The organism is Paenibacillus radicis (ex Xue et al. 2023), from assembly GCF_024722015.1.
Classification (GTDB): domain Bacteria; phylum Bacillota; class Bacilli; order Paenibacillales; family NBRC-103111; genus Paenibacillus_S.
This window is the reverse complement of the sequence record NZ_JANQBD010000003.1, coordinates 142,175-164,615: the sequence shown is the minus strand read 5'-3', so window position 1 is coordinate 164,615 and position 22,441 is coordinate 142,175. Positions and strand designations below refer to the sequence as shown.

Below are 22,441 nucleotides of genomic sequence, written 5' to 3'. Positions count from 1 at the left end.
GGTAGATGCATCGATTTTAATACATCATACTTACAAAAGGAGAATGAATGGAATGCCCTCAACATCCAAAAGAAAGCCAAATCTGATTCTCTTCGGGATTGATAGCTTGCGCCGGGATCGCATGAGTTCTTATGGATACGGCAAATTAACGACCCCACATCTGGATAAGCTGGCTGGCGAAGGCGTGTTATTCGAACAACACTTCAGTCCAAGTATTCCGACTACTCCGGCCTATGCAAGCATGCTTACGGGTAAAGATTGCTTCAGTACGGATGTGGTTGCGCTGCGGCATAAAGGTGCAGTTGGAGCCCAGACGCTAGCGGAGGTACTGAGCGACATTGGATATAACACGACATGCGTAGGATTCACTGGAAATCCGTCCTCGCGAGGTTTTGACAACTACTTAGAGTATGAAGCTTGGATGCCCAATGAACAAGGCAAATGTCCCAAAGCGGAAAACTTGAACGATGTAACCATACCCGAGCTTCACAGGCTGGCTGATGATGACAAACCCTTCTTCCTGTTCCTGCGGCATATGGATCCGCATTCGCCTTACTTACCGCCAAAGCCGTATGAGCGCATCTTCTATGGAGGGGATGAGCATGATTCCGCCAACCATTCCATGGATCCAGTCTACAACTTCAAGCCTTTTGCCGATTTTCTGAAATCGTGGATTCCCGAAGGTGTAACCGATCAAGAGTATGTGAGTGCTCAATATGATGGTGCAGTCGCCTATATGGACTCATGTATTCAAAATCTGCTGCAAACCGTCCATACTTTGGGACTAGCTGAGGATACATTAATTATAGTGACATCGGACCACGGAGAAACACTTTATGAGCATGATTGCTATTTTGATCATCACGGTCTTTATGATTGTACGCTTGTCGTGCCGTTAATTATAAAGTTTCCTGGTAAAGTCCCTGCCGGAAAACGGATCTCAGATGTGACAGTTATTAGCGATATTATGCCGACAATTTTGGAATTGATGGAGCTCGATGTGCAGCTAGACGCGGATGGTCAAAGCCTTGTTCCGATGATTAATGATAACCCGGAACGTCGGGTTAGCGAATTCTATATCACTGAATGCACCTGGATGCGCAAGCATGGCTGGCGAACCCCACATTGGAAGCTGATCCGTTCCCTGGAGCCTGACTTCCATTTCAAACCTGAGGTGGAGCTTTATAATCTGATCGAGGATCCGCAAGAAAATAACAATGTGGCAGAAATAGAGACCGAGATTGTAGAGCTGCTTACTTCGAGGATGGATGCGTATATACGTAAACGGGAGGAGCAAACCGGGCGAACCAATCCCATGTATACGAATCTTGGTTGGCATGGTAAAGGCGATGAGCCGTTTACTTCATCCCAACAAGCTTACGATACCTTGCATATCGGCAGCTCACTCACTGCAAGGTCCCTACAGGCTAAACAGCTTAAATAATAAAAAACGGATGCAATTGCGCCGCACCTGCTTAATGTGGTGCGGTTAGATTTTGTGTAGATTTAATTGTTCGAGGAGGGATTTGAATGATTCGGGTAGCCGTTGTCGGAGTCAATAACATAGGCAAAATTCATTGCCGCTATTACAGCCAGCATCCAGACACTGAATTAGTAGCCGTCTGCGATTTGATGGAGGAACGTGTCAGGGAAGCTTCCCTGATCTATGGGGTAAAGGCTTATACGGATCTCAGAAGTTTATTGGATCAAGAGGAAATAGATATGGTTTGTGTTGCTACTGGAGGAGTAGAAAAAGGCAGTCACCACTATGAGCCGGTCATGCTCGCCATCGAAGCCGGTAAGGATGTGCTTGTGGAGAAGCCGATTTCTAACAGCATCGAAGAAGCCAGAATAATGGTGAAAGCTGCAAAGGCAAAAGGTGTACGTTTTGGTTGTAATTTGAACCACCGATTTACCCCGGCCGCAGAGAAGGGCAAAGAATGGATCAATCGGAATTTACTGGGCAAGCCGTTGTTTATCAATATGAGACTTACGATAGATAACAAAGCTGATTTCACCGAGTGGTTTCATATGAGAGCGCTTCATCCTCATTCGATCGATGTGATGCGTTATTTTTTTGGTGATGTGGCGCGGGTGCAGGCCTTTATGAATAAAGCTCCTGGTCGCAAGACATGGTCTACAGCCAGTGTTAATTTGGAATTTGCCAATGGAGCCGTCGGACATCTGACAGGCAGTTATGACATGTCCATGCTGCATCCGATCGAGTGGTGCGAGGCAGCTGGTACGGAAGGACGTTTCGTGATAGAGAACGTGTATGAAGGCATCACCTTATATCCTCATAAAAGCAGCGAAACGATGGTTATGCGCAACTCAATAATGCGAGGCATGCAGGGCTTCAACGATACGTTTCGCAATCGGATCGAACGGTTCATTGAGCAGCTCAAGCAGAATGTCCCTCCCTCAGAGATTGAAGGCTCAGGGGCGGAGGCATTAGCTGCGCAGGAAGTAATCGAAGCTGCTATACGATCCCATCAGTCCGGTGGGAATGTGGTTGATGTGCATGGTGACAGTTAATTGTGACAACAATTGTGGCATCGAGGCTTCCCGAGTCTTGGGTTTGCACGATTTGTATTTTGCGACAGCGTTGAAGGAAAAGAGGGGTTAGGTTGAATAAACCAAACATTTTGTTTATCATGCTTGATCAACTCCGTTATGATTGTGTTGGTGCGGGGAAGCAATATCCTGTATACACACCCAATATTGATCGTTTAGCCTCGGAGGGTGTTTGGTTTTCGAATGCTTATACTCCAATCCCGATTTGTTGTCCTTCCAGGCAGGCATTGATAAATGGACGGCGCCCTGAAGCCTTTGGAGCCCTATGGAATTATACCAGTGGGTTGAGCATTCCAGCTTTGGAGCCTACGGAATATGCTTGGCCAAGGGATTTGAATAATCACTCCTATAGAAAGGTTTTCCTCGGTAAATGGGATGTACATCCAACGCTGCCTCCTACAGAGTACGGATATGATACCTATATTGGATATGATGGATATAAGGAACTGATAGCGCGATCCTATCCTAATGTCCGATACGATGCGGGTTACTTCGGTGAACGTGATCCCATTCCAGTAGAGCATTCCAAAACCCGTTGGCTCGCTGATCAGGCAAGTGCTTCTATTCGGGAGTTGGTTAAATCTGAAGATCCCTGGTATGTGCAGCTTCATTTTACCGAGCCCCATCTTCCCTGCAGACCCTCAGGGAAATTCGCAGACATGTACAGTCCTGAGGATATCCCGCAATGGGGAGGATTTAACGAAACCTTCAACAATAAACCATATATCCAGCGGCAGCAGCTGTATAATTGGCAAATTCAAGATTTTACTTGGGAGGATTGGGCTCCGATTGTTGCCCGGTACTATAGTATGATCAGTCAAGTAGACGATGCAATAGGAAAGGTGCTGCAAGCTCTTGAACAAACTAAAGCATTGGAGAATACAATAGTCATCCTCACTTCCGATCATGGCGATATGTGCGGTTCACACCGGATGTTGGATAAACATTATATTTTATATGATGATGTAGTAAAAGTTCCGCTTATTATTAAATACCCGGGAGTAGCAAAGAGGGGACATCGATGCGACCAGTTCGTCTATAATATGTTGGATATCCCGCCAACCTTATTGGAAGTTCTGGAACTGCCGGCGCCGTCATTCTTTCATGGCAGATCATTGCTTCCTCTCCTCAAGGAAGATGAGTCCGTTGCTGATTGGAGGACGGAAGTGGTTTCGACCTATAACGGTCAACAATTTGGCTTGTTCACCCAAAGAATGCTGCGTACGGAGAAGTGGAAATATATTTGGAACACAACGGATGTCGATGAATTATACAATTTGATCCAAGATCCATACGAACTTACCAACCTTATTTATGATGAAAGTTGTACGGAATTAATTAAGGAGTACAGGGGATTGCTGTTTCATCAGCTTTACAAGGAAGGCGATGGATTGGTGCGTAATGAATGGATAAGGAACCAGCTGCTGCAAAGTAATAAGTTGTAAGATTTGAGTTAGGCAGCCAAATCCGATGCATATAATCTTCCTTCTACAACTGGGAAAAGTGGGAAGTGCGAGTTTTGTAGGGAATCCTGTTCGGGGAGGATCGAATCTCGCAATTATGTTAACATAAATAATGTTATGTAAACTAATTAAGCAAGTCTTAGGAGATGAAGTTTTTTACCATTTTATGTAAGGTGAATCTTGTGGAGAAAAATTCATTTTACATAAAATGGGAGTGAGAATTGGCGAGCCTCACCACACTTACTTGCCAAGAGCCCAAGATCATAGATCTTCAAGAGACTGCATGATCTTGTGGGGATTTTATACGGACAGCGGCGAAGCTAATAGGCCCAGATGGATTTGAACGGAACAAAATTTCCGTTATTTCGTCTTCCACCTCCAAATTGGGGTGATAGCGGAAGCAGGAATTCCGTTATGTTGATCCAATAGGAGCATTATGCACAAAAACAGAGAGATAACGGAAAAGCTGGTTCCGTTATTTCTCTGTTTTTTGAGCTTTTCAGGTAGTAGAGGAACAAACACTTCCGCTATCCTTCACTTCCGGGATACAGCAGTTATGGCTGTGGTCGGTCTGCTATGCATCCATTCGTATATAAAAAACAAGGAATGGATATATTATGAAAAAAATGGCAGAAGGGGATCATACTACGATGGCTGAACAATCCATACCTCAACTAAACCTTCCACAGTTTCCAGAATCTTATTGGCTCGCTTCTACTAATGTCCCAAACTTCCCTAAGCTTACACAGGATATCAAAGTGGATGTTGCGATTGTTGGTGCGGGAATTTCCGGTATTACAACTGCTTACCTTCTTTCCAAACAGGGACTCAAAGTGGCGTTAATTGAAGCGGGACAACTGCTTACAGGAACCACGGGGCATACTACGGCCAAAATCACTGCACAGCATGATCTGATCTATGATGAATTCATCTCTCACTTCGGCAAGGAACAAACCAAACATTATTACGAAGCCAATGCAGAGGCCTTGCAATTTATTAAGAAGACCATACAAGAGCATCAAATCTCATGTGATTTTACAGAGGAAGATGCTTATGTTTACACAAATTCAGATGAACAGGTGAACAAAATAACCGCTGAATTCGAAGCTTACGAGGCATTGGGAATACCTGGTTCTTACGTAGATCAAACGCCGCTTCCTTTTCAAACCAAAGCCGCCGTTGTCATGCCCAATCAAGCCAGATTTAACCCGGTTGCCTATTTAACTTTTTTAGTCAATCAAATTATCAAACAAGGCGGACAAATTTATGAATATACAGAAGCCATTAATGTTGAGAAAGGGAACCTGGCAGCTGTCATAACAAGCAATGGATACAAAATCACATGCGGTCATGTCGTTTCATGCTCCCATTTTCCTTTTATAGATGGATGGAGTTTCTACTTTGCCAGGATGTATGCTGAGAGATCGTATGTACTAGGGGTTAGAACAAACAAAGACTATCCTGGAGGCATGTATATAAGTGCGGAAGATCCCAAACGATCCCTCAGATCTGCAACGGTCAATGGAGAACAATTCATATTAATAGGAGGCGAGAATCATAAAACGGGGCAAGGAATCTGCACGATTAAGCATTATGAAGCTTTGAAACTTTTTGGAGAAGAGCATTTTGGTTTAAAAGAAATTGCTTACCGGTGGTCAGCTCAAGATTTGACTACATTGGACAAGCTGCCGTACATAGGGCGAACCTCAGCAGATACTCCTAATATTCTGGTTGCCACGGGATATAAGAAATGGGGAATGACTACAGGTACAGCGGCGGCTTTATTAATAGAAAAAATGGTTACACGAAAAGAAAGTCCCTACGAAGAACTGTTCGACCCAGGCAGATTTCATGCAGATCCAAGTATAAAAACGTTCATCGTGCAAAATGCAGATGTAGCCAAACATTTCATAACCGGGAAGCTTGAAATGATTCACAAATTGCCTGAGGACTTAGGAAACGATGAAGGGTCCGTGGTTAAAGTAAATGGAAACAGAGCGGGGGCTTACCGGGATCAGCAAGGTCAATTACATATGGTGGACACCACATGCACTCATATGGGATGCGAAGTTGAGTGGAATCATGGAGAACGTACATGGGATTGCCCATGCCATGGTTCAAGATTTTCATACAAGGGTGAAGTGCTGGAAGGACCAGCTAAAAGGCCTTTAAAAATAATTGAAGCTTAGAGGTTTATTTGTATTCAATCATAGGGCAGTTCCATACAATGGGGCTGCCTTTTGATATTTATTTCTTATAAATAACGACTAACGTCTTAACGTCATATTGAAAAGAATAAACGAATATATATGTTTAATAACATGTCCGACTGTTAATTGGATAGTAGGAAATTGTGCGAGGGGATGGATACAACCAAATGGAGCATTCTGATCCAATCATTGCGCTGCTGGGAATGGGTACGGCTGTACCGGCTAATCGGATCGATCAAGCTGATACAGCACAAAGACTGGCGGAAGCCTTAAAGGAAACGCCTGATTCTGCACGCTGGGCGAAGAGAATATTCAAGCAGTGCGGTGTGGAGACACGCTACACTTGTGAACCTAACTTACTTCAATCGGCCTCAGATTGCCGTTATTTTCCGCGTAACTCACTAGATGACGTTCCTACAACCGCAGATCGAATGGAAATCTATAAAAGAGAGTCTGTACCGTTGGGGTTGGAGGCTGCGAAAAAAGCTTTATTGGATGGAGATGTCGACGTTTCTGCAATTACTCATTTGATTACGGTCAGCTGCACCGGGCAATTTCTTCCTGGTATGGATACAGTCTTGGTCACACAGTTAGGACTAGCCGCTACAGTGAACAGGCTTCCGCTTAACTTTATCGGCTGTGCTGCCGGGCTGAAGGCCATTTGCCTGTCGAAGCAGATTGTGTCGGGGAATTCATCCGCCAAAGTTTTAATTGTTTGTGTAGAGTTATGCACACTTCACATTCAACCCTCCAGTGTACGGGAATCCTTGTTCGCGACTTCGTTCTTTGGTGATGGTGCTTCAGCTTGTATTGTAGGCACCCCGGGACCTAATCATAAAGCCATTTTTCAATTAGGCAGAGAACATACCGTTCTTCTGCCGGATTCTGCCAATGAAATGATATGGGAATTAGGTGATTACGGCTTTGATCTTTATTTGTCCCCGAGCATTCCTAAACTGATAGGCAAGATGATTCCCGTCGAAGTGGAACGAATGTTCGGTGAAGAGGGAAATCCAGACCTATGGGCTATTCATCCGGGAGGCAGAGGGATTGTGGATATACTGCAGGAAAGGTTTGAGCTCACGGATGAGCAAGTCCGACCGAGCCTTAACGTTCTTCGCAATTACGGAAATGTATCCTCTGCCACCATTCTGTTCGTGCTTCATGAGATAAGACAAGAGCTGACACGAGTCGGATCCAGACCGACGAGTGGAATAGCTCTGGCATTTGGACCTGGGCTTACGGCAGAGATGATCAAGATTAATTATCTTCCTTCCGCCATCATTCACAAGGAGCTTCTAAGTGGCGCAATTGTTTAGATGGCTGCGACACCGGGCGATTGAATTGGAATTGATGGATGACTTTTCAATAGGAGGGCCGGAGCTTCGGGAAGCGTTGCAGCATCTTCGACGGCTTAATCGAATCTTCGGTGCTGCCAAGCCAACATTGTATGGTGTCCGGCAATTATGGGCGGAGGCAGGCAAGCCATCACGATTATCCATTCTGGATATCGGATCAGGGTCCGGGGATGTAAATCGTTATCTCTTGCAGTGGGCCGATGTGAATCGGATTGATTTAAAGATTACATTAGTCGACATAACTGAGGAGGCTTGTGAAGAGGCTAAGCAGCTCTTTCTTAACGAACCTCGGATTCACGTGATGCAGCATGATTTGTTTGCTCTGCCGGATGCTTATGCGGATGTGATAACGGGAACGCAGTTTGTTCATCATTTTGCAGCCGAGGAGCTTCCGGCAGTAGTAGATAAAATGTTAAAGACGTCTCAACTCGGTGTTGTAATCAATGACATTCATCGCCATTGGATTGCTTGGGCAGCGGTGTGGATTACTGCACGCTTGATTTCGAATAACCGGTATATTTTACATGATGGACCTCTGTCTGTGGCCAAAGGATTTCGATCGGCAGACTGGAAGCGGCTCGGGAAAGCATTGGGCCTGACGCGAATGTGTTATGCCTGGAGACCGTTATTTCGATATGTAGTCATCATTCGGAAAAATAAGGAATAATTCAATTAATGGAGTTGAAAAGGATGAGTCGCATCCCGGATGTAGCGGTTCTTGGCGCAGGTATCGCCGGCAGCAGCTTGGCCAAAGCTTTAGCAGACAGGGGATGGGATACTGTATTAATCGATCGTCAGCGATTCCCCCGCCACAAGGTTTGTGGAGAATTTCTTTCCCCAGAATCCCAAAAAACATTGAATACTCTTGGTTTGCTGGAATCTGTTGAATCACTGAATCCAAGTTATATCAATCGGATACGATTAATTTTTAGCCACGGAGATGTTGTAGAAATTCCTTTAACCGGATTGGCTTTGGGCGTGAGCCGATACTCACTTGACCCAGCTCTTCACAAAGCAGCGCTAAGCTCAGGCGTGCATATACAGACGTCAACAACGGTCACCGCCGTGTATCCCAAAGACAATGGCTACATGATTGAGACCAAACAAGAGGGGACCCTAAATAAAGTTAAAGTAAGGGCTGTTATTGCAGCATGGGGCTCCAACCATCGTACAGGACTTCCAGGGTATAGGCCTGTTGGTGCGGCGAAAAATACATATATGGGAGTCAAATCCCATTATATGGGCATTGAAATGGAGCCGGTTGTAGAGCTCTATTTTTTTTCCGGAGGTTATATGGGCATTTCCCCGATAGAAGGCGGTCTCGTCAATGTTGCCGCACTACTGACACAGAATGCTTTTCGAGACAGTGAAAAAACGATTTTGGGGCTGATTGACGCTGCCGCTCGAAGGAACTCCAAGCTTTATCAAAAGCTGGGGCAAGCCACTCCGATCGATGGCACTCAGGCAGCCGTTGCTCCTGTTGGGCTAAGCCGCAAGCCTAATCCATGGGATATGATCCCCCTAATAGGGGATGCAGCACTTATGATACCGCCGCTTTGCGGAGATGGAATGTCGATGGCGCTGCGATCCGCCCGCCTAAGCCTACCTCTAGCGGATAGCTATTTGCGCGGGGAGCTGTCCCTTGCCATGTGGCAGCATCGATACGCTTTGTCTATTCAACGAGAGTTCAAAAGTCCCTTACGGTGGGGACGTTTTCTTCAATGGCTGCTAGGTTTACCCGTTATGCCCCGATTTCTTCCGGGATTAGCGAATCTCGTTCCGGGCTTGGCCTCAGGCATGGTTCAAGCGACCAGGATCAAAGAAATTGAGTATTAGATTGACGGCAAATCTGTTATTAGAGGAGCTCTTACTCATGGGATATCATAAGCTTGCAAGCCTCTCCCTTCGATATCCGAAATCAATCATCCTCATTTGGGTTTTGTTCTTCACTTTTTTCGGAGCCTATGCCTCTAAGCTGCCTGATGTCCTAAAGGATCATGGTTTAACACCGGACGGGGCCTTTATCAAAGTTCAACATATGTTGTCTTCAGACTTTCATATTCTAGAAAATCCTATTATTCTAGTGTTTGAAAACAAAGGACATCTGTCTTCCGAGCCATTCCATCAGTTCATTCAGCAAAGCTTGCTTCAGCTGCAAGGGATGGAAGGGTTAAGCAAAGTAACTTCTCCGATGGAAAATAAGGGGATGTTCAGCGGGGACTTGGCCTATGCCGTTCTTGAATTTGAACATAAGCCCTATGAAATGAAGCCAGTGCTTGAAGAAGTTCGCAGGCGATTGCCAGAAAATAAAGATTTTGTGGTGAAAATGACTGGAAAACCTGTGATTCAGGCGGATGTTAACCAGGCTAGCCAGAATGATTTGAAAAAAGCCGAAATGATAGGAATACCGGCGGCCTTCGTCATTCTCTGGTTTGCATTTGGAGGCATTGTTTCCGCTATGCTTCCCATTATTATTGGAGTGACCGGTGTTATTGGCACCATGGGAATGATGTATTGGATGGGTGCCGTAGTCGACCTATCTAACTTTGTGTTAAATGTTATTCCTATGGTAGGGCTGGCTCTTAGCATCGACTTTGCGTTAATGATAGTCAGTCGGTTTCGTGAGGAATTAGAGAAAAATGCTGCTGATCAAGCATTAATCATAACCATGAAGACCGCTGGCAGGGCTGTCTTAGTTTCAGCGGTTACTCTGTTTCTAGGCTTGCTTGGTCTCCTGCTTATTCCACTTCCTATGTTTACTACAGTTGCTATGGGGGCTATGACAGTACTATTCGTGTCGGTATTGTTAACCCTTACTTTGCTCCCAGCGCTATTATTTATATTGTGGCCAGCTATTCAAGCGGAAAGTAAGTCTGTGCCGAATTTTCGTAAAACAAATATTTGGTATTCTATAGCACTGTTTGTAATGAAAAGACCTGTTCGAATGTGCCTCTTGGCTTCATTATTGTTGATTAGCTGCTTGCTGCCGTTAAACAAGATGAAATTAGCTATTCCGGATGCTTCATCCTTGCCACTTGGCTACGATTCCCGAATGGCTGCTGAAAGCTATCAAACCCATTTTGTAACTCCTTCAACTTCACAGGTTTATATGGTAATTCAAGGGAAGGCGATCAGCTTCACTAAAGATGACTGGTTAAAAGCCTACGCTATCATAAGAAAATTAGAAAGCGATTCGAGTGTTCAGCGGATAGATTCGGTTTTTTCCAGCATGAAGATGTTGCCTGAGCAGGGATATGCACTTTCCCAAAATCCAATTATGAAAAAGAAATATGAACCCGCGCTGCAACCATTTATAAAAGGAAACCGAATGCTCGTGCATGTGACTTTGCAGGGTACGTCTACATCCAAGGATACGATGGATTGGGTCCGGCATTGGGAACGGGAAGGGGAATCTTCAGACATTAAATTCCTGTTGGGTGGAGAAGTAAAGTACCAACAAGAAGTATTTGATGAAATATTTATCAACCTTAAGTATGTGTGCCTCTTTATTTTAGTTTCCAATTTTATCGTATTGTTTGCAGCTTTTAGATCCGTTCTTATTGCATTTAAAACTATTTTTATGAATCTTCTTAGTCTGGGTGCATCGTTCGGTTTTCTGGTGTGGGTTTTTGTGGAAGGCAACTTGGGAATGGAGCCGGTTAGTATCGCAATAATGATTCCCGTATTTATTTTCGGATTAGCGTTTGGCGTCAGCATGGATTATGGTGTGTTTCTTGTGTCAAGAATCTACGAGGTATACAGGCAGACAGGAGATAATGACCGTGCGGTGCTTGTAGGAGTGATTTCAACCAGCAGAATCATAACCTCAGCAGCTGCAATTATGGTTGCTGTTACTGGACCTTTTGCTTTCGGAGAAGTTATTGGAGTGCAACAGCTGGGGGTTGGCATAGCAGCAGCGATCTTGATTGATGCTACAGTGATCCGAATGGTTTTGGTTCCATCTTTAATGAGATTAATGGGCAGATGGAATTGGTGGGCGCCGAGATGGTTACAATAAAATAATATTCATAATATATATAGCTCAAATTCTGTATCTTTGTGGGTTTTCAGCCAGAGTAGAAAAATTTTTCGAAATAAGGTTGCATTGGGTTTGTCCTTATGATATGATGTCCATACAAACAAAGTTAAACCTTAAATTCACATATTGAAAAAGGTTATCATTTGTCTAATGGTACTTTTTCCAATGTGTGATTTTTGTTTGTTTAGAAAAATACATGTTAAATAAAATTTTGGAGGTCATTTAAAATGGAAACAGGAACAGTGAAATGGTTTAATGCAGAAAAAGGATTTGGCTTTATCGAAGTAGAAGGTGGAAATGACGTATTCGTACATTTCTCCGCAATTCAAGGCGACGGCTTCAAATCACTTGACGAAGGTCAACGTGTAGAATTCAACGTAGTTCAAGGCCAACGCGGACCGCAAGCTGAGAACGTTGTAAAATTGTAATTAAACCGAAACCTGCCCTTAGCGGCAGGTTTTTTATTTATTCTAAGGCATAGTATAAGAAAAGCTTCTGATCGAAGTTCTTTCGAGGAAGAGACATTCGTGTCTAAGCTGTATCTTTTCTTGCAATATCAAACTTCTTCAGCTCCGCTGAAAACTTATAAAGTATGATATTATAATAAAAGTCCGCGCCCAGCGCGGATTTTTTTTAGTTATATAGTAACTATTGTCCCAGTAAGTCCTGACAAATGAGCTCGTGCTTCATAATACCTGTATATGGTACAATGAGTGATGTGCTGATTTGATAGCTAGTCATTACAAAGAATTGAAATGAGGTAACAAGTTACATGATTATAAGACCTACCAAAGCATTGATGAAAGAAATGAACACTAATGTAGATGCCTTGCCAAATATTGAACAGGATGAAATGTACAGCTGGCATGCCAATAATTTTATTATGAATAGAAAAAAATACATTATATTTGTGAACGATAAGTCTCGGTTAAGTGTTACCATATCGAAAATTAGAGGTAATCAGGGCAAAGATATAAAAAATATATTTTCAAGTGCACTTAAGGACTATTTGCTCGTTGAAGGCTTTAAGGAAAAATGGATGGATTCGTATATTGGAGAGATATCGGATATAAAAATATCTAATACGAATAATCGTAGTGTACTCGGGACTATGGTCGAGGCGGTTAAGTTAATGGACAGCATATACTCGCGAGGGGCTATCCCTGACTTTCATGAACTAAACAAGGAAAACAATAGAATCATATATAAACCGATAGACTATTTGAAACCCATAGATGTATTTAATGAATTAATAAAGGAATATCATGGTTCTTAATAGCTGAGAGGACTATTCAAAAATGCGAACTTTAGTTACAGGTGGAGCCATCATCCGGGATAAGCAGGGCAGAATTTTACTTCAAAAAAGATCGGACTATGGCAACTGGGGACTTCCTGGAGGGGCAATGGAGGCTGGTGAATCCATTGAAGAGACTATGAGACGTGAGGTGCTCGAAGAAACTGGTTTAGTGGTAAGTGAACATGAACTTTATACGGTTTATAGTGGATCGAGGATGAAATATCGCTATCCGGATGGCAATGAAGTTGTTTTTGTTATGTTTATTTTTAATGCCAAGGCTGATTTAGAAGGTAGAGTGGCCGAAGACGATATAACGTTAATATTTAATGATACTAATAAAGAATCGCTAAAATTACAATTTATGAACATAGAAGAAGTTGAAATTGACAATATAAGCATAGTACAAAGACCAGTATTTGAAGATTTAAAAAAGAATATTACAACACTTTTAAGGACCTAATTTCGTAATCTACATACTGCAAATAATTAAGAGAAGCAGAGGAAGATAGTTATGGAAGTAAGACAGATGGCTACCGCATTTTTAAGTAATCAAAGCAAAGTATTGATGATGAAAAAAGCTAGAAGCAAGCTGTTTCATTTTGAATTTTGGGGCGGTATTGGGGGACATCTTGACTATGAAGAGCTAAATTCTCCGATGAAGGCCAGCTTTAGAGAAATTGAAGAAGAAACAGGATTTATACAGAGTGATATTGAGAATTTTAGACTTAAATATATACTGATAGAGAGTAACAGTGGAGAAATTAGACAGCAGTATGTATATTTTGGGGATACCAAGCATATGAACTATATTGCTTCTGACGAAGGAGAATTATTCTGGATAGATAAGAATGATCTATTAAGCTTACATACGTCCAAGATTATTAAATTTACTATCGAACATTATTTAGAGAATCCGCAAACAGATGATATTTTTGTTGGAACTGTGACTGTTGATAGTGACTTAAATCCGCAAATACAATGGGCTGCCATAAAAGAAACTGTGACTTTCTAGCAGAACGAAGAGTTTGGAAGGATGTTAATTTAGGGGGGAGATCCTTTGAAGCCTATAAAAAGATCAAAGCTAAGACTAACCTTAGGCACAATCTATTATAGCTGTAAGAGATATCTGGAATGGTATTTTGGGAAAATTCATTTCGCAAAAGGGTTTCAGGCAAATCCCTTACCCTTCACGATAATGAAGCATCAGACCCCATTACTCAGACAGTTGAAAGAAGTAGATATGTGGCTTCAGCATAATAAGATCATAAACCTCAAAATAGCTGCACAAAAAATCAATGGAATAGTTATTAATCCAGGTGAAACTTTCTCCTATTGGAAACTAATTGGTCGTCCAACGAGTAAAAAGGGATATGTGAACGGAATGGTCCTATTTTACGGTGGGTTTAAGCATGGAGTGGGAGGGGGATTATGTCAATTATCTAATCTGATCTATTGGATGACTTTGCATACGCCCTTGGAAATTTCAGAAAGACATCGTCATAGTTATGATGCTTTCCCCGATTCCAATAGAAGTCAGCCATTCGGCAGCGGAGCAACCTGTGCCTATAATTATTTGGATTTAAGAATATATAATTCTACCCAACAGCCCTATCAATTACAAATTTATTTAACAGAGGATCAATTAGTGGGTGAATGGAAGACGGTTGCTCAGCCGCGGAATAGTTATGAGATCTACGAAAGAGATCATAAAATTACACAAGAATATTGGGGCGGTTATATGAGACATAATCTTATTTATCGACGAGTGTTTAATGAAAATAAGGAATTGGTTGACGATCAATATATTACCGAAAATCACGCTCTAATGATGTATCAACCATTTTTAGAAGCGGGAGTTAAATAACGAGAAAAATAAGGGCTTATAGCAAGAAATTAATCATTTTTTTTCGAATAAAAATTACGCTAAACCATTGTTTCACGTAATTTCGTTTTATATCTATTTTTTAAAGTATAAATGACCACTAAGTTTACTTAATTGCAAAGAAAAGGTGACCCAAAATTATGGATCAAGACTACTTGGATGATGAACTGATACAATTTTTCGATATATGGATGAAGGATCAGGGATTTACGTCTCAAACGCAAAAAGCCTATCTGGGGGATACGCGGCAGTTTTTAGAAGCAATTGCCCCCAAATCGATAACAGAGATAGAATCCATCGACATTATGCGCTTCCTTACCCAAGTAAGACAAAGGGGGGCAGGAGACTCTACAAGAAATCGTTATTTATCATCTGTTCGCACCTTTTTTAATGCGTTGGTTGAGCACAAGTATGTTTCAATCAATCCCTCATTACTTATAAAAAAATCAAAGGTTGAAAAACAACAGATCCCGTCCTATTTAGAGGAAACGCAGTTATCTAATTTCATTGAATCCATTGTTGGAAAATACCAGATACGAAATGTAGCTATGTTTCTTCTAATGAGCTATGCCGGGCTGCGCGTCAGTGAGCTGAGCAAATTGAACCTGACCGATTTCAATCAATCGACCCATGATTTGAAGGTCAATGGCAAAGGGAGGAAATGGAGGACAATCCCACTTCCGGAGCAATTGGTTTATATACTAAATTTGGCGTTGGATGAACGTATTCAACCGAAAAAGGATACGGAGCAAGCCTTTTTCATCTCTCAGTTTGGTCGGCGCATTACAATTCGAATGATACAGAAGATTGCTGAAACGAACTTTTCAGAGTTTAAAAAGAAATATAGAGAAGTTCAAGGCAAATCACTTAGCAGTCATAAGCTGAGACATACTTTTGCAACTCTACAAGTGATCGCGGGGACAGATATAAGAACGCTGCAAGAATTGCTGGGGCATTCAAGTATACAAACAACTCAAATCTACACCCATGTCGGTGATAAGCAGAAACAAGAGGCTATGAGTCGAGTTGTCCCCTATGTACCCCAATTTCGTTGATTATTTGGAATCCAAAAGGAAGAGATAAGCTTTAGTCCACCTGAGAAGGTGGGCTTTCCTAATGGCGAAAAAAATTCAAGTAACGGTGTGGAATGAATTTTGGCATGAACAGTTACCGAAAATGAGATAAAAGAGTTTTTGAAAGGAAAATATTTGTATTCCTGAATGAATGAGAAAGAGGGCAGATCGAATGGATGCATTCGACTTGCCCTCTTATTTTAGTGTATGAATTTGATTATGCGGGTCAATGAATGCGGGCTCAGCCTTAGCTTGTGACGAGCTCCGACTCAGTTTCAGATTTTCAAGAAATGGTTTATCGAGAGCATAGAGCTTTCTGTATCTGGAGCTTTGCTCATAAAGCTGCTGATGGGTGCCGCGCATCACAACTTCCCCATCATCTATAAAAATAATTTCGTCCATACGTTCAATCCCTACCAGATGATGTGTTACCCAAATAAGTGACTTGCCCTCTAACGTTTGAAATACGGTGGACAGCAGCTTCCTTTCAGTTACAGGATCAAGCCCCAGAGTCGGCTCATCCAGCAATACTACAGGACATTGTTGCAATAATATGCGTGCCAGTGCTACACGCTGACGCTCGCCTCCGGAAAAGCGGCTGCCTGCTTCATGCATCATTGTCTGTTCGCCAAGAGGCAGTTCTTGTAGAAGGCGGGTAAGCCTGGCCTGTGCAATTGCTTCTTGCAGCTCGTGTTCATCAGTGGATTTGTTACTGAGTCGAATATTATTGGCTACGGTTGTATCGAATAAATAGGGCTTTTGATTGAGAACGGCGATATGCCGCCCCAGCAACTGGTGCAAACTGTTTATTTCTTGACCGTTGATGGTTAAGCTTCCTTTACTTGGCAGTAATGCCCCGCACAGGAGCTTGAACAAGGTCGATTTGCCTGCTCCGCTGCGTCCGATTATAGCTATTTTTTTACCTTGTGGAATGTCAAGGCTCAGATTTTTCACAACCCATGAATCGGTCTGATCATATTTGAAAAACACGTTGTTCAATTGGATATGAATGCTTTCCAAATTAACCTGAGATGGATCATCTAGCGGCGCTGCGCCATGATCTTCTTCAGAAGAGGGAGCCCTCAATCGATCGATAGCTTGAAGACGGGAAAGCGAGCGTTTATATTGAGGTAACTTATCCGCTGCTGAAAGTACAGACAGGAAAATATCCGTAACAGGAAATACAACCAGCACCAAAGCAGCCAGCCATGTGACGGGAACTAGTTGGCCTTTAACCTGGCTGTATGCCCAAAAGAGGACGGATAGCAGGGTAAGTCCAGCGATACATTGTCCTATAAAAGCTCTCCATCGCTCCCACCGCTTAATGGCTTGTTCATTTTCTTCAATGATTTGTTGATCCGCTTCATAGCTTTTAACAAAATCCAATTGTCTGCCGCTTCCTGTCCAATCGGCCATTCCAAGAATGGCATCCGTTAATTTGTGATACAGCAATCCTCGGAAATGCTGGATTTTGTTCTGTCGTTGTCTCATGATCAGCAGCGATACTCCGGGCAGTATAAATACAATAAGCCCTAAATAGATAGCTATTAGCAAGGCAAAGCTTACATCCATCGTACCAAGTGCAGCAATGATTGCCCCATATAGAATGAGCGCTGCCGCACTTGGGAACAAAGTGCGCAGGTACAGATGCTGAAGCTGCTCTATATCATCGGCTAATATTCCGAGAAGATCCCCGGTGCGGAATTTGGAGAAGAAATTCAATGCATGCGGCTCAAGTATCCGAAACAGCCTTACCCGCATTAATGATAAGATGCGCAATACGGCAGAATGGCCTGCCAATCGCTCGACATAGTGTAGCACAGCTTTACTGATGCCGAAGGTGCGGACAGCAACAATTGGGACATAAACCATTAATATATTTTCAGGACGGAGAGCCGCTTTCGATATAAGATAACCTGAAGTAAAGGTTAGAGCAGCCGACGCTGCCAGCGTTACTACGCCTAATCCGATAATGATTAGAAATGAGCCCAAATAGGAGCGTAAGTAGGGGAGAAGCCATCGTTCTTTCATAGTACCTCCTCAAGCTGCGAGAGCATCATTCGATAGTACAAGCCCTGCCGGGCAAGCAATTGTTCGTGAGTACCAGCTTCTGCAAGCTTTCCATGTTCCAGGACGTAGATTTGATCCATATCGGGCATCCAGTGCAGCCTATGGGTAGCGAGCAGCACGAGCTTGTTTTCAAATATAGGGAGCATCGCTTCTTTAAGCTCATACTCCGTTTCTATGTCCAGATGTGCAGTCGGTTCATCCAATAATAGGACGGGTCTTTGACTTAGAATAGCTCTGGCGAGCGCGATGCGATGCGCTTGCCCGCCGCTTAACGGCCTACCCCCTCCACCAATCAGCTCTTCCAAGCCATTTGGGAGGCTATCGATGCATCCAGTCAAGCCTGTTTTGAACACGGCCTGCTTTACTTCTTCCACCGTAGCTTCGGGTCGGTAAAATCTAATATTGTCCAATAGAGTGCCGCTGAACAAATAAGGATGCTGCGGCATATAGACGGTTTCCTTTCGCCAAGCCTCATTCCTGAACTTATCGGTTAACTTGCAGCCATCCCATGTTAATTGTCCTGATGAAGGCTCCAATAAACCGCCAATTACTTCAAGCAAGGTTGATTTACCCGCACCGGTCTCGCCGATTATGGCAATTTTTCCATAGCCGCTTAATTTCAGGGTAATCGCATCGAGAGAATAGGGCGCTGCCTCATCATGCTTCACTCCAACTGACGATAGTGTCAGATGACTGGCTTCATTCCATGTGCCATAGGAGGCCTCCTTTTTTCCATCGATGGGAGGCAAAGGCTGAGATGGCAGTTGAAGGATCGCCATCATGGCAGCTCCTTTTTCTTTGCCATCCAGTGTAGCATGATAGTCTGAGCCCAGCATGCGAATAGGAAGAAAGTATTCGGGTGCAAGTATTAGTACCGTTAGGGCAGGGGCTAACCATATAGTCCCATTCACGAGTCGCAACCCAAGGCTTACCGCTACCGATGCTACAGAGAGCATCGCAATGAAGTCAAGGGCGAAGGAGGACAAGAAAGCCGTTTTGAGCGTCCGCATTGTTGCCGATTTAAACCGGTCACTAACTTTCTCAATAGTTGCGGCATGATTGCGGGTTTGTCCGAGAAATTTCAATGTCTCGATTCCCCGAAGGGAATCTACGAAATGGTTAGACAGCTGCCGGTAGGAGTCATGCTGCTTTTCCACCTGACTTTTCGCTGCAAGCCCGATCAAGATCATAAATACGATCAAGATAGGCATTGTTATAGTAAGAATCAAGCCAACAAGAGTGTCCTGCAAACATATATAAATAAGAAGCACGGCAGGAACAACCGCTGTTCCGATCATTCGTGGAATGACTAGCTCCACATAGCTGCGAAATTGGGTTACGCCTTCAAGCACAAGTGTTGTGAGGCTTCCTGTACCTTGAGCACCTGTGAATCTTGGTCCGAGCTGAAACAGCTTATCCATCAGACGGCGTCTCATAGTTTCGCTTGTTATCGCTGCAAATCGATGCGAAGTCCGCTGCTGAAGCAGCGTCATCGTATGGCGGACTACAAACGCCAAGGCGAATAAGAGCAGCTTGCTTGTCTGGGTTTCAATAGCAGCTCCAGCGAAGCATTCAGAGATAATGTCGGCCAAAGCTTGGGCAGCTACTATCATGCTGCAGCATTGAATCAGTGTGAATACCGTTACGATGCTCAAGACAGCCCTTATTCCCTTGAACATCAGGAGTGTACGATCCATCAGTATTCCAGATGATCCTTTTCATGGACGCGCTTATGGAACACGAAGTAACTCCATATTTGATAGCCTAGTACAAAGGGCAGAAGGGACAAGGAAACAATGGCCATAATTTTGAGTGAATAAGCTCCAGATGCGGCATTATATATCGTTAAGCTGAACATGCTGTCGATGGAGCTAATCATGACTCGCGGGAAAAGACCGATAAAAACGGATGCGACTGATAAGCCTATTACAGCACCAGTCATGCCGAATGCCCATCCATCCTTCTTGCGGTTTATAAAAAAGCTGGCAAGTAGATAGGCTACTGAGGCTAGCGCAGCAGTTAAAGTTAACAATGCACTATGCTGCTCAAAGAGATCGGTCATCCAGTAAGTCATAAATGCAAACATAATGAGCAAGAAGGCGGTTGGGAGCAGCAGTCTTTTTGCCAGCATACGTGACCGTATTTGCAGCTCATCCGTAGTGCGCAGGGTAATGAACATAAGCCCGTGCAACAGACAAAGAGCAACGACACAAATCCCGCCAAGCAGAGTGTAGCCATTCACAATATCCAAAAAACCTGCATTCATTTCCATATCGCTGCCGATGGGCAGCCCCTTTATCATACCGGAAAAGGCAACGCCAAGGAGCAGGGGAGGCAGAAGGCTGCCGAGAAAAATGACGACATCCCAAGTTTTCCTCCACTGGGTATTTTCCAGCTTATTTCTGAATTCGAATGCAACTCCACGTCCAATTAAGGCGAGAAGCACCAGAACCAGAGGTGTATAATAGCCACTGAACATCGTGGCATACCAGTGAGGAAAAGCGGCGAACATCGCTCCACCTGCAGTAATCAGCCATACCTCATTGCCGTCCCAAAAAGGCCCGATAGAGTTAATAAGCACTCGGCGTTCACCGTCGGTGCGGGCAAGCAAGGAGGTGGACATGCCGACTCCGAAGTCAAACCCTTCCAGGAAAAAGAAGCCTATGAATAATACGGCAACCAGAACAAACCAAAGTTCGTTAAGAGATAGCATGATACCCCTCCTTATCGTATGGATCGCTTGATTCATGAGTTGACTTGGTCGACTCGTAAGGTCCCTTTTTAATGATACGAATAAATAACATCACCATTATAACGGCAAGCACTGAGTATATGGCTGTAAACGATAGCAGGGAAAAGAGCACCTGACCAGCGGATACGCTTGGCGAGATCCCGTCTTCCGTCCGCATGAGTCCAAAGACCGTCCATGGTTGACGTCCGATCTCGGTCATAATCCACCCAGCGGTATTGGCAATGAACGGCAGTGATATGCTAGCGACCATTATTCGCATGAACCAGTTAGCAGGCTTCGTCATTTTGTGGCGTACCCACAAATAGATGGCATACATCCCCACTAGTATCATAATCGACCCTGCAGCCACCATAATTCGGAAGCTCCAAAATGTTGTGCGGACAGGTGGAATATAGTTGCCTGGCCCATATTGTTCGGTGTATTGGGCCTGCAGCTCAAGCATTCCTTTTACCTCACCGGAAAATTGGCTATGTGACAAATAGCTCAGCAAATAAGGGATTTTGATTTCACCGCTGTTTTTCTGCTTGATTGGATCAATGCTTGCTATTACGGTCCAAGGAGCGGGATCACCGCTTTTTCCCCATAAGCCTTCGCTAGCTGCCATTTTCATCGGTTGGGTTTTGACTAAATATTGAGCTTGCTGATGACCGAACAAGGCAACACCAACGGAAGCGATCAACCCTACAAGTGCAGCGATCTGAAAAGATTTGCGGAAGAAGGACATCTCTTGGCCTTTTAGCAGCTTCCACGCGCTGATTCCTGTGACAAGGAAGGCGCCGGTTGCAAAAGCTCCAAGCAAGGTGTGAGGAAACTCGACCCACAGCTGTCCGTTCCCTAATAGTGCAAAAATGTCATTCATCTCGGCACGTCCATTGGCTATCGTAAAGCCGACCGGGCGCTGCATAAATGAATTGGCAGCCAGAATCCAGAATGCTGACATGGAAGTGCCGAGCGTAACCAACCAGATACAAAGTAAATGAAGCTTAGGCGAGAGGCGCTCCCAGCCAAAAATCCATAGTCCTATGAAGGTGGACTCCATAAAGAAGGCAAGCAGCGCTTCAATTGCGAGTGGAGCTCCAAATACATCACCCACAAAGCGGGAATAATTGGACCAGTTCATACCGAATTGGAATTCTTGCAAAATGCCAGTGACAATCCCGATGGCAAAGTTGATCAGAAAAAGCTTTCCCCAGAATTGTGCCATTTGCTTGTATTCTTCCCGTCCTTTGACCACATAGATCGTTTCCATGATAGCAATCAGGAGGGCGAGGCCAATTGAAACTGGGACAAAGAAAAAATGAAAAATGGTCGTTGAAGCGAATTGCGTGCGTGCAAGCATAATTAAATCCATAATGATAGATCCTCACTTTCTTCAAATGATTGGGGGACAACGAGCTTCGTTCTCATGCTCTTATCTTGGCAGATTAAGCTAAGAGATTATGTGATTTTAATCACATAGTGAGCTATGAATAGCGTTGAAAATACGACCATTTTGTGAAGGCAGAATAAGTAAAGCCAATAGTCTTATAACAACAACGGCAGCCTAGAACATAAACTAATGTTCAAGACTGCCGTTGGTTTATCTTTTGGGAAGATATAACTGATAGGATAGCGTACTGATTCATATACTTTGAAGCCGGTTTGTGGGAGGCTTCCTTTCAGAATTCTCCTTCACAGTCTGTGGATTAGTTCTTTTCTAAATCCGCTCTCGGTGGCTGCCCGT

The 22,441-nt window shown here is 43.6% G+C and carries 18 protein-coding genes; 14 read left to right on the top strand and 4 right to left on the bottom strand.

The window, feature by feature from the left end; genetic code table 11:
* The first annotated feature begins 52 nt into the window (after window positions 1–52).
* The 14 genes from NV381_RS05545 to NV381_RS05480 all read left to right on the top strand — a co-directional run bounded on the left by NV381_RS05545 (window position 53) and on the right by NV381_RS05480 (window position 15,878).
* The gene (locus NV381_RS05545; RefSeq protein WP_258212276.1) at window positions 53–1,444 is read left to right on the top strand and encodes a sulfatase; all 1,392 of its coding nucleotides are present in this window, start codon (window positions 53–55) and stop codon (window positions 1,442–1,444) included.
* 86 nt (window positions 1,445–1,530) lie between these two features.
* Entirely contained in the window at window positions 1,531–2,535 is a 1,005-nt protein-coding gene (locus tag NV381_RS05540) for a Gfo/Idh/MocA family protein (RefSeq protein WP_258212275.1), read from the top strand.
* A gap of 92 nt (window positions 2,536–2,627) precedes the next feature.
* Window positions 2,628–4,019, top strand: a complete 1,392-nt coding sequence (locus NV381_RS05535; RefSeq protein WP_258212274.1) for a sulfatase-like hydrolase/transferase — start codon at window positions 2,628–2,630, stop codon at window positions 4,017–4,019.
* Between the two features lie 644 nt (window positions 4,020–4,663).
* A complete protein-coding gene (locus tag NV381_RS05530) occupies window positions 4,664–6,226 on the top strand; it encodes an FAD-dependent oxidoreductase (protein ID WP_258212490.1) in 1,563 nt (520 codons plus the stop codon).
* Between the two features lie 188 nt (window positions 6,227–6,414).
* Window positions 6,415–7,566 carry a type III polyketide synthase gene (locus tag NV381_RS05525; protein ID WP_258212273.1) on the top strand — a complete coding sequence of 384 codons (1,152 nt, stop codon included), beginning with the start codon at window positions 6,415–6,417 and terminating at the stop codon, window positions 7,564–7,566.
* Entirely contained in the window at window positions 7,559–8,272 is a 714-nt protein-coding gene (locus tag NV381_RS05520) for a methyltransferase domain-containing protein (protein WP_258212489.1), read from the top strand. The genes NV381_RS05525 and NV381_RS05520 overlap by 8 nt, the downstream gene beginning before the upstream one ends.
* A 23-nt stretch (window positions 8,273–8,295) precedes the next feature.
* Window positions 8,296–9,441 carry an NAD(P)/FAD-dependent oxidoreductase gene (locus NV381_RS05515; protein WP_258212272.1) on the top strand — a complete coding sequence of 382 codons (1,146 nt, stop codon included), beginning with the start codon at window positions 8,296–8,298 and terminating at the stop codon, window positions 9,439–9,441.
* 37 nt (window positions 9,442–9,478) lie between these two features.
* Window positions 9,479–11,623, top strand: coding sequence for an MMPL family transporter (locus NV381_RS05510; protein ID WP_258212271.1), 2,145 nt, complete (start codon window positions 9,479–9,481; stop codon window positions 11,621–11,623).
* 248 nt (window positions 11,624–11,871) lie between these two features.
* The gene (locus tag NV381_RS05505; RefSeq protein WP_171651489.1) at window positions 11,872–12,072 is read left to right on the top strand and encodes a cold-shock protein; all 201 of its coding nucleotides are present in this window, start codon (window positions 11,872–11,874) and stop codon (window positions 12,070–12,072) included.
* A 344-nt stretch (window positions 12,073–12,416) separates the two neighbouring features.
* Window positions 12,417–12,920 (top strand): DUF6933 domain-containing protein, encoded by a 504-nt coding sequence (locus NV381_RS05500; protein ID WP_258212270.1) that lies wholly within the window; start codon window positions 12,417–12,419, stop codon window positions 12,918–12,920.
* 22 nt (window positions 12,921–12,942) lie between these two features.
* Window positions 12,943–13,401, top strand: a complete 459-nt coding sequence (locus tag NV381_RS05495) for an NUDIX domain-containing protein (RefSeq protein ID WP_258212269.1) — start codon at window positions 12,943–12,945, stop codon at window positions 13,399–13,401.
* 51 nt (window positions 13,402–13,452) lie between these two features.
* Complete coding sequence (locus tag NV381_RS05490; RefSeq protein ID WP_258212268.1) at window positions 13,453–13,953, top strand: NUDIX domain-containing protein; 501 nt, start codon at window positions 13,453–13,455, stop codon at window positions 13,951–13,953.
* Between the two features lie 45 nt (window positions 13,954–13,998).
* On the top strand, window positions 13,999–14,805 hold the full coding sequence (locus tag NV381_RS05485) for a VanW family protein (RefSeq protein ID WP_258212267.1): 807 nt from the start codon (window positions 13,999–14,001) through the stop codon (window positions 14,803–14,805).
* Between the two features lie 158 nt (window positions 14,806–14,963).
* Window positions 14,964–15,878 (top strand): tyrosine-type recombinase/integrase, encoded by a 915-nt coding sequence (locus NV381_RS05480; RefSeq protein WP_258212266.1) that lies wholly within the window; start codon window positions 14,964–14,966, stop codon window positions 15,876–15,878.
* Between the two features lie 213 nt (window positions 15,879–16,091).
* Here NV381_RS05480 and cydC read toward each other — a convergent pair whose 3' ends face one another.
* From cydC to NV381_RS05460, 4 genes are read right to left on the bottom strand one after another with little or no spacing between them, the layout of a single operon-like run.
* A complete protein-coding gene (gene cydC / locus NV381_RS05475; protein ID WP_258212265.1) occupies window positions 16,092–17,927 on the bottom strand; it encodes a thiol reductant ABC exporter subunit CydC in 1,836 nt (611 codons plus the stop codon).
* Complete coding sequence (gene cydD / locus NV381_RS05470) at window positions 17,924–19,663, bottom strand: thiol reductant ABC exporter subunit CydD (RefSeq protein WP_258212264.1); 1,740 nt, start codon at window positions 19,661–19,663, stop codon at window positions 17,924–17,926. Before cydD ends, cydC begins: the two co-directional genes overlap by 4 nt.
* Window positions 19,663–20,679 carry a cytochrome d ubiquinol oxidase subunit II gene (gene cydB, locus NV381_RS05465; protein WP_258212263.1) on the bottom strand — a complete coding sequence of 339 codons (1,017 nt, stop codon included), beginning with the start codon at window positions 20,677–20,679 and terminating at the stop codon, window positions 19,663–19,665. The genes cydD and cydB overlap by 1 nt, the downstream gene beginning before the upstream one ends.
* Window positions 20,666–22,069, bottom strand: a complete 1,404-nt coding sequence (locus tag NV381_RS05460; protein WP_258212262.1) for a cytochrome ubiquinol oxidase subunit I — start codon at window positions 22,067–22,069, stop codon at window positions 20,666–20,668. The genes cydB and NV381_RS05460 overlap by 14 nt, the downstream gene beginning before the upstream one ends.
* Window positions 22,070–22,441: the final 372 nt, after the last annotated feature.

Coding starts and splice junctions, on each gene's coding strand:
- NV381_RS05545 (WP_258212276.1), top strand. CDS start 53: ATGCCCTCAACATCCAAAAGAAAGCCAAATCTGATTCTCTTCGGGATT.
- NV381_RS05540 (WP_258212275.1), top strand. CDS start 1,531: ATGATTCGGGTAGCCGTTGTCGGAGTCAATAACATAGGCAAAATTCAT.
- NV381_RS05530 (WP_258212490.1), top strand. CDS start 4,664: ATGGCAGAAGGGGATCATACTACGATGGCTGAACAATCCATACCTCAA.
- NV381_RS05525 (WP_258212273.1), top strand. CDS start 6,415: ATGGAGCATTCTGATCCAATCATTGCGCTGCTGGGAATGGGTACGGCT.
- NV381_RS05515 (WP_258212272.1), top strand. CDS start 8,296: ATGAGTCGCATCCCGGATGTAGCGGTTCTTGGCGCAGGTATCGCCGGC.
- NV381_RS05510 (WP_258212271.1), top strand. CDS start 9,479: ATGGGATATCATAAGCTTGCAAGCCTCTCCCTTCGATATCCGAAATCA.
- NV381_RS05505 (WP_171651489.1), top strand. CDS start 11,872: ATGGAAACAGGAACAGTGAAATGGTTTAATGCAGAAAAAGGATTTGGC.
- NV381_RS05500 (WP_258212270.1), top strand. CDS start 12,417: ATGATTATAAGACCTACCAAAGCATTGATGAAAGAAATGAACACTAAT.
- NV381_RS05495 (WP_258212269.1), top strand. CDS start 12,943: ATGCGAACTTTAGTTACAGGTGGAGCCATCATCCGGGATAAGCAGGGC.
- NV381_RS05490 (WP_258212268.1), top strand. CDS start 13,453: ATGGAAGTAAGACAGATGGCTACCGCATTTTTAAGTAATCAAAGCAAA.
- NV381_RS05480 (WP_258212266.1), top strand. CDS start 14,964: ATGGATCAAGACTACTTGGATGATGAACTGATACAATTTTTCGATATA.
- cydC (WP_258212265.1), bottom strand. CDS start 17,927: ATGAAAGAACGATGGCTTCTCCCCTACTTACGCTCCTATTTGGGCTCA.
- cydD (WP_258212264.1), bottom strand. CDS start 19,663: ATGGATCGTACACTCCTGATGTTCAAGGGAATAAGGGCTGTCTTGAGC.
- cydB (WP_258212263.1), bottom strand. CDS start 20,679: ATGCTATCTCTTAACGAACTTTGGTTTGTTCTGGTTGCCGTATTATTC.
- NV381_RS05460 (WP_258212262.1), bottom strand. CDS start 22,069: ATGGATTTAATTATGCTTGCACGCACGCAATTCGCTTCAACGACCATT.